This window comes from Anaerosalibacter massiliensis (genome assembly GCF_024623155.1).
Lineage (GTDB): Bacteria > Bacillota > Clostridia > Tissierellales > Sporanaerobacteraceae > Anaerosalibacter > Anaerosalibacter massiliensis.
The window spans coordinates 1-13,188 of sequence record NZ_JANJZL010000017.1; the positions used below are offsets into that span (position 1 = coordinate 1).

Below are 13,188 nucleotides of genomic sequence, written 5' to 3' on the forward strand. Positions count from 1 at the left end.
TAATACATTATCTGGTGACGATAGCAGAAGGGTCACACCTGTTCCCATACCGAACACAGAAGTTAAGCCTTCTAACGCTGATGGTACTTGAGTGGAGACACTCTGGGAGAGTAGGAAGTTGCCAGATTTATACATAGAATAGAAGCTCTATCTCGTAGGTCGAGGTAGGGTTTTTTTATTTAAATATTGTATTGTTAATACATATATATTATAATTTAGTAAACTAACTAATAATATATACTGATGGGTTATGTAAAGGGGGATTAGCTTTGGATATTAAAGAAATGTTTTATAATGGTATTTCTTTTGAAGAATTTGTAAATATGGATGAAGATTCTTACAAGGAAAAAACATTGGAAATTTTGAATGGGATATATTTTAATAAGGAATTTATAGAAAGAATTAAATCCATAGATAAAAAGATAAATGTTTTAATTTGTGCAGAAATTTGGTGCCCTGATTGTATGGTAAATGTACCTGTTTTGGAAAGAATGAAAAATATAAACAATAATATTAAAATTTCTATAATAGATAGAGATGAAAACGAGGATTTTTTAAAAAAATTTATTAAAGGTGAAAAAGTCAAGATACCTACTTTTATATTTTTTGATGAGGACTTTAATGTTTTAGGTACTTTTGTTGAGAGACCTAATATTGTAAAAGAAGTTTATAAAATAGGAGATCAAACTGCTGTTATTGTTACAATGAGGAAATATAGAAAGGGAGAATATACAGAAGAGACTCTAAAAGATATACTAAATATTTTAAAATATTAGTATAACAATCATTGATATTTTTAACTCAACTAAATTGGTTTAGAAAGGTACATAAGGGTATGTAATATAAGAGAATATATAGAGAATATTTATATTTTATTCAAGATGTGAAAACAACTATATTATATGTAAAAAACATGGATATTCTAAATGAATTAAAAGGAGATCGATAATATGAGGTATGAAGGTACGGTTTATAGACCCCCAAGTGAAGCTTATAGTCTTATAGTCCAGGCTACTATAGGCTGTTCCCACAACAAATGTACTTTTTGTTCTATGTATAAAGATAAGAAATTTAGAATAAGACCATTAGAAGAAATTATAAAAGATTTAATGATAGGGAGACAAAGCTATAAAAATGTAAAAAAGATATTTATAGCAGATGGTGATGGTCTTATTATGAAAATGGATTATTTAAGAAAGATACTAAGAGCCATAAAAGAGCTTTTTCCTGAATGTGAAAGGGTTGGGATATATGGTTCACCTAGATCTATTTTACTTAAGAGCAAAGAAGATTTGTTAGAGTTAAAGGATTTAGGATTAGGAATTATATATTTAGGAGTAGAATCTGGTAGTGAAAAAATTTTACAGAAAATAAATAAGGGGGTTACTCCTAATGAGATGATTTTAGCAGGAGAAAGAGTTGTAGAATCAGGAATCAAACTTTCAGTGACACTTATATCAGGTATAGGAGGAAAAGATATGTCACAAGAACATGCTATTGAATCTGCTAAAGTTATGAATGAAATTAACCCTGACTATATAGGACTTCTTACACTTCTAGTAGAAGAAGGTACAGAATTTTATGATGAAGTTGAAAATGGAGAATTTCAACTTTTAACTCCCAAGGAAGTCCTTATTGAAACTAGACAATTTATTAGCAATTTAGAAGTTGATAATTGTATATTTAGGAGTAATCATGCTTCTAATTATGTTCCATTGGGAGGTACTTTGAGAAAAGATAAAGATTTAATATTAGCACAAATAGATGAAGGATTAAAATTAGAAGGATTAGAAGAAGGGGAAGTATTTAGAAGACTATAATATATTGCAAAAAATAAAATATAATGTTATAATAGAAAAAATGAGAGGCACACGAATCTTTAATTCAGTCCTGTGAGACTGGCAAGATTGTGATAAACGGTTTAGTTATGCAAAAAACTTCTTGCTAGTGTCAAGAAGTTTTTTTATTACAATCAGATAGTGTAGGCCTTTTAATTCAGTCCTGTGAGGCTGAAAAGGGGAGATCTTAGAATCTCCTTTAATAAAAAAAGGGGGTTTTTTAATGTCTGAACATATATTAAAAGAAGAATCTTGTTCTAAAAATGGCTTAAAAACTAAAGAATCTTCAAGAAAGGCTATTTTAGCTCTTCAACATTTGATTGCTATGTTTGGTGCAACAGTCTTAGTTCCAATTTTAACAGGATTGAATCCATCTATAGCTTTGTTTTCAGCAGGAATGGGTACATTAATATTTCACTTATGTACAAAAGGCAAAGTTCCAGTATTTTTAGGTTCATCTTTTGCATTTATACCTGTTGTACTCACTGTAAAGGAAATGTATAACGGAGATTTATCCTATGCTCAAGGTGGAATGATGGTAGCAGGTATAATATATGTAGTTTTATCCTTTGTAGTAAAGAAGATTGGCGTAGATAAGATAAAGAAATACTTGCCGTCACAAGTAGTAGGACCAATGATAATAGTAATAGGTATGAATCTTATACCTACAGCTTTTGATATGGCTTCTAAAAACTTCTTAATTGCAACAATCACTCTTATAACAGCATTACTTGTGAACTTTAAAGGTAAGGGATTTTTTAAACAATTATCAATTTTAACAGGTGTAGTAGTAGGATATTTGCTTTCATTAAAATTAGAAATAGTAGATTTAGCATTAATAAAAGAAAGTCCTATCATATCATTACCGCCATTTAATCTTCCAAAGTTTGATTTAGGTGCTATATCTATAATAGCCCCTGTAGTATTAGCAGTATTTATGGAGCATATAGGAGATATAACTACTAATGGTCAAGTAGTAGGGAAAAACTTCGTTGAAGATCCAGGATTAAATAGGACATTACTTGGAGATGGACTTGCTACAATAGCTGCTTCTTTAATAGGAGGTCCTGCTAATACAACTTATGGAGAAAATACAGGAGTACTTGCTATAACCAAAAATTATGATCCATCAATTTTAAGACTAGCTGCAATATTTGCCATAATATTAGGATTTGTATCTAAAATAGGAGCGCTCTTAAGTAGTATACCAATACCAGTAATGGGCGGAATAAGTATTATGTTATTTAGTATGATATCCTTAATAGGAGTTAAAACTATAAAAAATGATAAAGTGAAATTTAATTTTAAAAATATATTAGTAATGATAACTATATTAGTACTTGGACTAGGAAGTGGAATTATAGAAAAAAGATTTGGCATAACTATAGGAATACCAGTAACAGAAACTGTTAAGATTACAGGACTAAGTTTTGCAGCTATAGTAGGAGTAGTATTGAATGGAGTACTAAATAGAAACTAAACAACTATTTATAAAGAGCTGTGAGTCAGAATAGAAAGACTGATTCACAGCTCTTTATTTAGCAAAATAGACAAAAGTAAAAATAATGTATAAAATAAGATAAGGAAAATAATATCTTATCAAATATAGAAGGAGTTATATATATGTCTGTGAAAGTAATTGTTGTTGGTGGTGGAGCTGCAGGAATGATATCAGCTATTTCTGCCAAAAAAAATGGTGCAGAAGTAACTATATTAGAAAGAAATTCACGAGTAGGAAAGAAAATATTAGCAACAGGAAATGGAAGATGTAATTATACAAATAAATTTTTGGATGTAAAAAATTATCATGGAAAGAATTTTAAATTTGTTTATAGTCCTTTATCTCAATTTGGTGTAGAAGAAACTATATCTTTTTTTGAAAAATTAGGTATTGTCCCAGCAATTGAGGATAGTGGAAAAGTCTTTCCTCTATCTTTCCAAGCTTCTAGTATATTAGATGTTTTGAGATATGAATTAGATAATTTAGGAATAGAAACAATATGTAATGCTTTTGTTAAAGATATAGAAAATAAAGGTGGAAAGTTTTTAATAAATTTAAAATATGGAAGAAGGTTTAGTGGAGATAGGGTTATATTGGCTACGGGTGGTAAGGCTATGCCTTCTACTGGTTCAGATGGTAATGGATATAATTTAGCTAAAAAATTAGGACATAATATTGTGGATATATTTCCTGGACTTGTACAATTAAAATTAGAAGAAAATTTTCTTAAAAGTATTAATGGAGTGAAAGTTTTAGGTACTGCCTATCTCATAAACAAAAATAAGATTTTAAGAGAAGATAGGGGAGATATACTCTTTACTGATTATGGCATATCTGGCCCTCCAATTCTTCAACTAAGTAGGAAAGCTTTGGAGCTTTTAAATAATGGGAAAAAACCAATATTGAAAATATCAATTTTAAATAGTATAGATAAAAATGAGTTAGAAGAGAGTTTGAAAATTCGGTTTGTATATATGCCTAAAAAGCCTATAGAAATTGGACTCATAGGTCTTATAAATAAAAGGCTAATTCCAGTTATATTAAAAGAAACTAAAATTGATAGATTAAAAAATATAGCTAATTTATCTAATGAAGAGATAGAAAAAATAGCCCATATATTAACGGATTGGAGATTTGAAATAAAAGGAAGTAAGTCTTGGTCAAATGCACAGGTAACAGCAGGAGGTGTAGATACAAGAGAAATAGAAAGTAGTACAATGGAATCTAAATTAGTTGAAGGACTTTATTTTGCAGGAGAATTAGTAGATATAGATGGAGATTGTGGAGGATTTAATCTCCAATGGGCTTGGTCTTCTGGATATATTGCAGGGCAAAATGCTGGGATAAAATAAGTAGGAAGATATGCAGAAAGGAGAAATACAATGTTAAATATGAATAAAGAGTTAGCTAGACTAGAGAAAGAAGGTACTCCTATAAAAGTAGCTATAGTTGGAGCAGGAAAAATGGGTAAAGGTTTAGTTAATCAGATGTCAAGAATAAGAGGAATGTTGCCTGCTTTAGTCATAAACAGAAATGCTGAGAAAGCAATAAATGCACTTTTATCTGCAGGTATTAAAAAAGATGACATGGTTATATCTAATTCTTTGAAGAAGATTAATTTTGCTTTAGAAAAAGGGAAGTATGTAATTAGCGAAGATATAGATATAGCAGCAAAAGCAAATGAAATCCAAGTTGTAGTAGATGCTACAGGTGTTCCTAAGGTAGGAGCAAAACTTTCTATGGATGCTATTCATAATGGAAAACATATAGTGATGTTAAATGTAGAAGCAGACTCAGTAGTAGGTCCAATACTACATAGATATGCTAAAGAAGCTGGTGTTATTTATACAGGAACTGCAGGTGATGAACCTGGAGCAGTTATGGAATTATATGATTTTGCAGTAGGATTAGGATTTGAAGTTTTAGCTATAGGAAAAGGGAAAAATAATCCTATAAACTTAGAGGCAAATCCAATTACTGTATATGATGAGGCATTAAAAAAGAAATTAAAACCCAATATGTTAGCAGCATTTATTGATGGAACAAATACTATGATAGAAATGACTTGCATGGCAAATGCTACAGGTTTTGTTCCAGACATTAGAGGTGGACATGGCATAGTTAGCAATATAGATGACTTAACTAGTTTTATGAGATTAAAAGAAAAAGGAGGAGTTCTCAATAAATATGAAGTAGTAGATTATGTTAGAGGAATAGCTCCAGGGGTATTTTTAATATTTACGACAAATTTAGAAGAAGTTCACAGTCAATTAGAATATTTAAAAATGGGATCTGGACCTAATTATGTTCTATATAGACCATATCACCTTACTAGTCTAGAAACACCTAATACAATATTTGAAGCTTGTATAAATCGAAGAGCTACTATAGCTCCAACGGAAGGGGTTATAGCTGATACAGTAACAGTAGCAAAGAAAAATTTAAAAGCTGGAGAAAAATTAGATGGTATTGGTGGATATACAGTATATGGTAGTATTGAGGAATATAAAGTTGCTAAAAATCAAAATCTAGTTCCTATTGGTCTAATAGATGAAGATACTAAAGTACTTAGGGATATTAAAAAGGGAGAATTTATTACTTATGATATGGTAGAGCTAGACTGTAATAGCTTAATATATAAGTTAAGGAAACTACAAGAGGATAATATGTAGATAAAAATCTGGAATAAAACAAGGAGGTATAAAATGTATGAAATATTAGCATTAGATTTAGATGGTACACTTCTTAATGAGGAACATAAGTTATCAGAAAAAAATAAGGAAGAATTAGCTAAATTAAAAGAAGAAGGTGTGAGAATAATACTAGCTTCAGGGAGAGAGCCTACATCTATTTTACCCTATAGCAGAAAATTAGGTTTAGAAGAAATGGTAATAGGATTTAATGGCGGTATAATATCTGATTATACTGGAGAAGAAATAATATATGAAGAGAATATTGATAGTGAAATAGCAAAAGATATAATTAAAACATGTGAAAAAAAAGATATATATAATGTAGTCTTTATAAGAAATACCTTATATGTTTCAAATAAAAAAGATAAGAGATTTGAAATCTTTAGAAATTATTCTACATCCAAGATTGAAGAAGTAGGATCTTTATATAATTTTATAGAAAAAAATAATATGTGGAATATTATTGGTAAATTACTTCAATGTGGTGAAAATGAATTCCTTTCTATATTTAAAAAAGAATTAGAACGAAAATATTCTGAAGAAATATCTGCTCAATTTTCTTTGCCATGTTTCTTAGAAGTATATAGTTCTAAGGCAAGTAAAGGAAAAGCATTGAATAGAATAACTAAAAGTTATAATTTAAATAGAGAGAGTGTAGTTGCAATTGGAGATGGAGAAAATGATATATCTATGATTGAATATGCGAAGGTAGGCATAGCTATGGAAAATGCATTAGATAGGGTAAAAGAAAAATCGGATTTTATCACCCTTTCAAATAGTGACGATGGTGTAAGCCATGCTATTAAGAAATATTGGAGAGATTAAAAAATCTCTCTTTTACAATTTAAAAAGAAGTTTAAAAAAAATAGTATGATTTTGTTGTTTCTATACATAATAAATAGTTAAAAAATAAACTATTCTTGACATAAAAACGATTCCATAATAGAATGTGTCTGCAAAGAATTTATTAGTCTGAAAAAAATTTCAAGGAAGGGTTGCTATGAATAAAAAAGGATATGATACAAGATTAATGGTAAAATGCTCTCAAATGTATTATGAAGAACATTTAAATCAGGGAGAAATAGCAGAAAAATTGCAAATTTCAAAATCTTCAGTTTCCAGAATATTATCTGCTGCGAAAAAAGCAAAGATAATAAAAATTACAGTAAATAATCCAATAAAAAACCAATACATACAGTTGGAGAAAGAGTTAGAAAAAAGGTTTGATTTGAAAGAAGTGATAGTTGTAGATAGCATGGCTGATGAACCTGAAGAAATAAAGAAAGAATTAGCCAAAGCATCAGCAGAATATCTTGAGAGAATTATCAAAGATGGCCAAACAATAGGTGTGACTTGGGGAACAACTTTAAATAAAATTAAGAATTATATAAATAATGACAAAAAGAGAGATATAACTTTTCTACCTTTGGTTGGAGGAATAGGTGAAACAAATATAAATATACATCCAAATAGTATTGCATTAGATTTAGCTAGAAAATTTAAAGGAGATTGCAAATTATTACACGCTCCTTCTATAGTAGATGATCCTGTCAGAAAAGATATGCTTATTGAAGATAAGAATATTCAGAGTTTATTTAAACTTATGAAAGATGTGGACATTTCACTAATGGGAATAGGTTATCCATTATTAAATACTTCAACCCTTTTAGAAAGTGGATATTTCACTATGAAATATATTAAAAAATTAGAAGAATTAGGGGCAATAGCTGATATTAGTTCATTATTTATTGATAAGTATGGAAAAGGGGACAATTTTGAATTAAATAGAAGAGTTATAGGGATTGATTTAGAAGATATAAAGAAAATACCATTAAAAATAGGTATTGCTGGCTATGTAGCAAAGAAAAGGGCTATATTAGCAGCTTTAGTAGGAGGCTATATAGATGTTTTAATTACAGATGAAAATACAGCAGAAGCAATTCTTGCCTTGTCTGATAAATAGATATTTAAAGATACTAAAATTTTTAGCAATATTATTTTATTAATTGTTAATAAATAGTAGGTGATAAAGTGGATAACATTTCTAAAGCTATGATATTTATCTTTGCTATGTGGATACTTCAAGGTTTATTTGCTTATATTCAAGTGAGACACTTTAATAATGTAATAAAAGATATGAAAAAAGAAGGAAAAATTTTAGTAGGGCAAGAAAAAGGAAAATTTAGTGTAGGTTCTATAGTAATTTTAGTTTTAGATAATAATGATAGAGTAGTTGCAGCGAAAGAAATGAAAGGAATAACTGTATTTAATAGATTTAAAAATAAAAATGAGTTTATAAATAAATCTATAGTAGAGTTAAAAGAAGATATTTCAAATATTAAGAACAAAGCTACTAGAAAAGCATTAAAAACTGCAATTAATCAATGGACAAGCATATAATTTTATAGTAAAGAAAACCTTGTCATAAAAGATATAAATGTGTGAAGCTTTAATTAGTTAAAAGGATAATAGGAAGGAGGAGTTTCATGGAAGCTTTAGCAAAATTAGCAGAAGGATTTATTGGATTATTTGAAGAAGGAGGAAAAACTTTTGTTGGATTAGTAACAGGTATCCTACCTACATTGATTGTACTTATTACTTTTGTTAATGCAATAGTAAAAATTATAGGGGAGGATAAGGTTCAGAGAGTAGCACAAAAGGCAACTAAAAATGCCATTACTAGGTATACAGTATTACCATTGATAGCTGTATTTTTTCTAACCAATCCAATGTGTTATACATTTGGTAAATTTTTGGACGAAAAGTATAAACCTGCATATTATGATGCAGCAGTATCATTTGTACATCCTATAACAGGGCTTTTTCCGCATGCTAACCCAGCTGAATTATTTGTATATCTTGGAGTGGCGGAAGGGATAAAAAAATTAGGACTTCCTTTAGGACAACTAGCTGTAAGATATTTTATAGTAGGCTTAGTTATTATATTTATTCGTGGATTGGTCACAGAATTTATGACTATTCGCATGATGAAAAAAAGACAGGGCTAAACCATTTCAAAAATAAGACATGGGGGGATAAGGTATGGTATATAATGCTGTAAAAGTGGAAAAAGGTTCTGGCGGATGGGGCGGACCTTTAATAATAAAACCAAAACCAGGTAAAGATAAAATATTATCTGTTACTGGAGGAGGAATTAGCCCTGTTGCCAATAAAATGGCTGAGCTTACAGGTGGAACTGTTATAGATGCTTTTAAAACATCAGTGCCTGATGAAGAAGTAATTGTAGCAGTTGTAGATTGTGGGGGAACTGCTAGATGTGGAGTTTATCCTAAAAAGAAAATTTTAACTATAAACTTAACTCCAGTAGGACAATCTGGTCCTTTGGCTAAATTTATAACAGAAGAGCTTTATGTTTCAGGAGTTACTGAAAAAAATATTGTCTTATTAGATGAATCAGAAGTTGAAATCAAAGAAAAAGAAATTAAAGAAGCGGAAATTAATGAAGAAAAAACAGAAATTAAGTTTGAATCACAGAAAAAAACCAATATTGTAGAAAAAATTGGGAAAGGCATTGGAAGTGTAGTATCTATTTTTTATTCAGCAGGTAGAGATTCTATAGATTCTATAATTAAAAATATATTACCATTTATGGCTTTTGTCTCTATGTTAATTGGAATTATTTTAAAAACAGGAATAGGAGATGCTATAGCTAAAGTTATTGCACCTTATTCGGGAAGCATAGGTGGATTAATAGGTATTTCTATTATTGCAGCTATACCAGTATTGTCACCTTTGCTTGGACCAGGGGCAGTTATAGCTCAAGTAGTTGGAGTTTTAATAGGTGTGGAAATAGGTAAAGGAAATATACCACCACAATATGCATTGCCAGCCTTATTTGCAATTAATCCACAAGTAGGTGCTGATTTTATTCCAGTAGGGTTAAGTTTAGGAGAGGCGGAACCCGAGACTGTTGAAGTAGGTGTACCAGCTATACTATTTTCAAGATTAATAACTGGACCTTTAGCAGTAATAATAGCATACTTATTCAGTTTTGGTTTATATTAATTTCAAAAAATATATTTTTGCTAGTATAGGAGGAAGATTATGAAGTATTCAGTAAAAGTAGTTGGACTCGGAGATATGGTAAATGAATTTATTCAAGAAAAAATGCTTATAATTTTCAATGAAGATGCACCAGCAGAATTGGCTGAAATTTCTGTACTTCATACAGTTGATACTTTAAAAGGAGATGTAAATGTTGGAGATATGGTCTCTATTGGAGAATTAAAATATGAAGTAGTAGCTGTAGGAGATGAAGCAAATAAAACATTAAGAGAATTGGGTCATTGTACATTTAAGTTTAAAGATTCTAATACTGTGGACTTGCCTGGAGTTATTAATTTAAAGGGAGAAGAATTAAAAGAAATAGTTATAGGCAATTTAATAAATATATATTAAGTAAAATATGAGGAAATCCTAGATGGGATTTCTTTATATTTTTTCGATAATATAAGATACAAAACTAGATGGAAAAGAAGAAAAATTATAGCTTATTATTGACTATTAAAAAAATAGGTGTATAATTTGTGTGAAATTAAATTAATTGTATGAAAATAATTTCAAAGAACTATTTAATATTAATTATAATATAGGAGGGATATAAAATGTTAGGGCTTAATACTAAATTAGCTAATTTAGATTCTGAAGGCAAGAAAATAAAGGTTGGATTAGTTGGAGCAGGACAAATGGGAAAAGGCATGGTAAGTCAAATGGTATTGATGAAAGGAATACTTCCATCTCTAGTAGTAGATATAAACATAGAGAATGCTATAGAATCTTATAAATTAGCTGGAATTAAAGAAGAAGACATAGTAGTTGCTAAAAATTTAAAAGAGGTAAACATAGCTATGGAAAAAGGCAAATTTGTAGCAGCTGATGATTCAGAATTAGTTACTAAAGCAAATCTTATTGATGTAGTAGTAGATGCTACAGGAGTACCAGATCTTGGTGCTAAATTAGCTATGGATTCAATATTTAATAAAAAACATATTGTTATGCTCAATGTAGAAGCTGATGTAGTAGTAGGACCAATACTTAATAAAATGGCTCAAAATGCAGGAGTAGTATATACAGGTACTGCAGGAGATGAACCAGGTTCAGTCAAAGAAATATATGATTTTGCAGATGCAGCAGGTTTTGATGTTTTAGCTATTGGAAAGGGAAAGAATAATCCTGTAAAATTAGATGCCACTCCAGATAGTGTGTTTGAGCAAGCCACAAACTCAGGAGTTAGTCCTAAGATGCTAACTTCATTTGTAGATGGTACAAAAACTATGGTGGAAATGACTTGTATGGCAAATGCTACTGGATTTATTCCAGATATAAGAGGAGGACACGCACCATCAGCTGTAGTAGATAAGTTACCTAAACTATTTAGTTTAAAGAGTGAAGGCGGAATACTAAATAAATATAAAATAGTTGATTATGTAAATGGAATTGCTCCAGGAGTATTTGTAATAGTTACAAGCAAATTGCCACAAGTTCATCATGAGATGCAGTATCTAAGTATGGGACAAGGACCAAATTATGTTCTATATCGCCCTTACCATTTAACTAGTTTGGAAACGCCACTAACAGTTGCAAGAGCTGCAATATATAATGAACCAACTATTATTCCTATGAATGGAAAGCCAATAGCTGAAACCATTGCTATAGCTAAAAAGGATTTAAAAGTAGGAGAAAAGATGGATGGAATAGGTGGGTTTACTGCATATGGTAGTATTGATACTTATGAAACAGTAAAAGAGGAGAATTTAGTGCCATTTGGTTTAATAAATAAAAATGCTATAGTTAAAAAAGATATTAAAAAAGGTCAACCAATAACTTATGACATAATAGATTTAGATAAAACAACTTTAATATATAAACTTAGACAATTGCAGGAACAACTAATAGGATAAAATATAAAAATTATAATAAAAAATGGAAATCAACTTAATTGATTTCCATTTTTTATATAGAAGAAGGATTCCAATGGTAATTAAATTACCCTCATTAAGTGTAAGACTTTTTTCTAATTAATAAGATTTAATATACAAACATTTAACAATAATTATACCATTCTTTTAACATATGTCAACATCATTGACATATGTTAAAAGAATGGTATAATGAAACTAAAGAAATAAAACTATTTAATTCATAGGTGTAGCTGGGAGGATTGTTATGAATAATAGCCGAAAGAGAAAACTTGCTGAAATAGCCTATATGTACTATATAGATGGAATGAGTCAAAATCAGATAGCTAAAGAATATTCAATTTCTCGATCTAAAGTATCTATGTTGCTGAATGAGGCTAGAGATAAAGGTATCGTAAAAATTGAAATTCAAGATTCAGATTTATATTGTTTTGATCTTCAAAGACAACTAGAAACAATATTTGGATTAAAGAAAGCTATAGTTGTACCAAAGTTATCAAAGGATGAAAATGGTTTAATAACTCAATTAGCAGATGGAGCTGTAGATTATTTGAGTCAAATCATTGAACATAATATGACAATTGCTGTTTCATGGGGGAGAACACTATATGGAGTAGCTAGTAGAATTAGATCTAGTGGTAAAACAAATATAGTTATATCACCTTTAGTAGGTGGCATTGGCAATGAAATGAACATATATCATTCTAATGTGATAGCAGATACTATGGCTAAAAATTTAGGAGGAAGTTCACTAGGTTTATATTCTCCAGTATTTGTAGCAACAAAGGAAGTAAGAGATTTAATATTTGCAGATAAAAGTATTAAAAAAGTTTTAGAAAGTAGTGCAAATGCAGATATTGCAGTTGTTGGAATAGGTGGCATAGTATCTTCTACTATGACAGATATAGAGCTCTTGCAAAAGGAAGATATAGATAAGTTATTAGATTGTGGAGTCGTAGGGGATATTGGAACTTGTTTCTTTGATAAAAATGGACAGGAAGTAGAAAGTATATTTACTGAAAAAACTGTTGCCCTTAGCCTAGATAAATTAGAAAAGATACCCACAATAGTTGCAGTAGCAGGTGGAGAAAAGAAAATAGAGGCTATCCATGGAGCGTTAAGAGGAAAGCTAATGGATGTATTAGTTACTGATGAGAGTGTAGCAAAGAGTATTTTAAAGGATTATATGTAAAAAATTAAACTATTATGCTTTTAAA

Annotated in this window: 13 protein-coding genes and 1 rRNA gene; all 14 read left to right on the top strand. The window is 29.7% G+C overall.

Features of this window, described 5'->3' with window-relative positions:
* The first annotated feature begins 10 nt into the window (after positions 1–10).
* The 14 genes from rrf to NSA23_RS14980 all read left to right on the top strand — a co-directional run bounded on the left by rrf (position 11) and on the right by NSA23_RS14980 (position 13,163).
* Positions 11–127 (top strand): 5S ribosomal RNA (gene rrf / locus NSA23_RS14915).
* Positions 128–269: 142 nt separating this feature from the next.
* Entirely contained in the window at positions 270–776 is a 507-nt protein-coding gene (locus NSA23_RS14920) for a thioredoxin family protein (protein WP_050069836.1), read from the top strand.
* Positions 777–950: 174 nt separating this feature from the next.
* Positions 951–1,820: a radical SAM protein gene (locus NSA23_RS14925; RefSeq protein ID WP_042682505.1), complete on the top strand. Its 870-nt coding sequence runs from the start codon at positions 951–953 to the stop codon at positions 1,818–1,820.
* A 241-nt stretch (positions 1,821–2,061) separates the two neighbouring features.
* Positions 2,062–3,318: a uracil-xanthine permease family protein gene (locus NSA23_RS14930; protein WP_042682502.1), complete on the top strand. Its 1,257-nt coding sequence runs from the start codon at positions 2,062–2,064 to the stop codon at positions 3,316–3,318.
* 143 nt (positions 3,319–3,461) lie between these two features.
* Complete coding sequence (locus NSA23_RS14935) at positions 3,462–4,691, top strand: BaiN/RdsA family NAD(P)/FAD-dependent oxidoreductase (RefSeq protein ID WP_257490721.1); 1,230 nt, start codon at positions 3,462–3,464, stop codon at positions 4,689–4,691.
* Between the two features lie 30 nt (positions 4,692–4,721).
* Entirely contained in the window at positions 4,722–6,011 is a 1,290-nt protein-coding gene (locus tag NSA23_RS14940) for an NAD(P)H-dependent oxidoreductase (protein ID WP_257490722.1), read from the top strand.
* A 33-nt stretch (positions 6,012–6,044) separates the two neighbouring features.
* Complete coding sequence (locus NSA23_RS14945) at positions 6,045–6,857, top strand: Cof-type HAD-IIB family hydrolase (protein ID WP_042682495.1); 813 nt, start codon at positions 6,045–6,047, stop codon at positions 6,855–6,857.
* Between the two features lie 175 nt (positions 6,858–7,032).
* Positions 7,033–7,995 (top strand): sugar-binding transcriptional regulator, encoded by a 963-nt coding sequence (locus tag NSA23_RS14950; RefSeq protein ID WP_257490723.1) that lies wholly within the window; start codon positions 7,033–7,035, stop codon positions 7,993–7,995.
* A gap of 68 nt (positions 7,996–8,063) precedes the next feature.
* Entirely contained in the window at positions 8,064–8,432 is a 369-nt protein-coding gene (locus tag NSA23_RS14955; protein ID WP_257490724.1) for a transcriptional regulator GutM, read from the top strand.
* Positions 8,433–8,518: 86 nt separating this feature from the next.
* Entirely contained in the window at positions 8,519–9,040 is a 522-nt protein-coding gene (gene srlA / locus NSA23_RS14960; protein WP_257490725.1) for a PTS glucitol/sorbitol transporter subunit IIC, read from the top strand.
* A 34-nt stretch (positions 9,041–9,074) separates the two neighbouring features.
* Positions 9,075–10,058 carry a PTS glucitol/sorbitol transporter subunit IIB gene (gene srlE, locus NSA23_RS14965; RefSeq protein ID WP_257490726.1) on the top strand — a complete coding sequence of 328 codons (984 nt, stop codon included), beginning with the start codon at positions 9,075–9,077 and terminating at the stop codon, positions 10,056–10,058.
* 39 nt (positions 10,059–10,097) lie between these two features.
* Complete coding sequence (locus NSA23_RS14970) at positions 10,098–10,451, top strand: PTS glucitol/sorbitol transporter subunit IIA (RefSeq protein WP_042682486.1); 354 nt, start codon at positions 10,098–10,100, stop codon at positions 10,449–10,451.
* 206 nt (positions 10,452–10,657) lie between these two features.
* Entirely contained in the window at positions 10,658–11,953 is a 1,296-nt protein-coding gene (locus NSA23_RS14975) for an NAD(P)H-dependent oxidoreductase (protein WP_042682484.1), read from the top strand.
* A gap of 265 nt (positions 11,954–12,218) precedes the next feature.
* Complete coding sequence (locus NSA23_RS14980) at positions 12,219–13,163, top strand: sugar-binding transcriptional regulator (RefSeq protein WP_257490727.1); 945 nt, start codon at positions 12,219–12,221, stop codon at positions 13,161–13,163.
* The last annotated feature ends 25 nt before the right edge of the window (positions 13,164–13,188 follow it).

Excerpts from the sequence above, each read along its gene's own strand:
- NSA23_RS14925 (WP_042682505.1), top strand. The coding sequence starts at position 951 with ATGAGGTATGAAGGTACGGTTTATAGACCCCCAAGTGAAGCTTATAGT.
- NSA23_RS14930 (WP_042682502.1), top strand. The coding sequence starts at position 2,062 with ATGTCTGAACATATATTAAAAGAAGAATCTTGTTCTAAAAATGGCTTA.
- NSA23_RS14935 (WP_257490721.1), top strand. The coding sequence starts at position 3,462 with ATGTCTGTGAAAGTAATTGTTGTTGGTGGTGGAGCTGCAGGAATGATA.
- NSA23_RS14940 (WP_257490722.1), top strand. The coding sequence starts at position 4,722 with ATGTTAAATATGAATAAAGAGTTAGCTAGACTAGAGAAAGAAGGTACT.
- NSA23_RS14945 (WP_042682495.1), top strand. The coding sequence starts at position 6,045 with ATGTATGAAATATTAGCATTAGATTTAGATGGTACACTTCTTAATGAG.
- NSA23_RS14950 (WP_257490723.1), top strand. The coding sequence starts at position 7,033 with ATGAATAAAAAAGGATATGATACAAGATTAATGGTAAAATGCTCTCAA.
- srlA (WP_257490725.1), top strand. The coding sequence starts at position 8,519 with ATGGAAGCTTTAGCAAAATTAGCAGAAGGATTTATTGGATTATTTGAA.
- srlE (WP_257490726.1), top strand. The coding sequence starts at position 9,075 with ATGGTATATAATGCTGTAAAAGTGGAAAAAGGTTCTGGCGGATGGGGC.
- NSA23_RS14970 (WP_042682486.1), top strand. The coding sequence starts at position 10,098 with ATGAAGTATTCAGTAAAAGTAGTTGGACTCGGAGATATGGTAAATGAA.
- NSA23_RS14975 (WP_042682484.1), top strand. The coding sequence starts at position 10,658 with ATGTTAGGGCTTAATACTAAATTAGCTAATTTAGATTCTGAAGGCAAG.
- NSA23_RS14980 (WP_257490727.1), top strand. The coding sequence starts at position 12,219 with ATGAATAATAGCCGAAAGAGAAAACTTGCTGAAATAGCCTATATGTAC.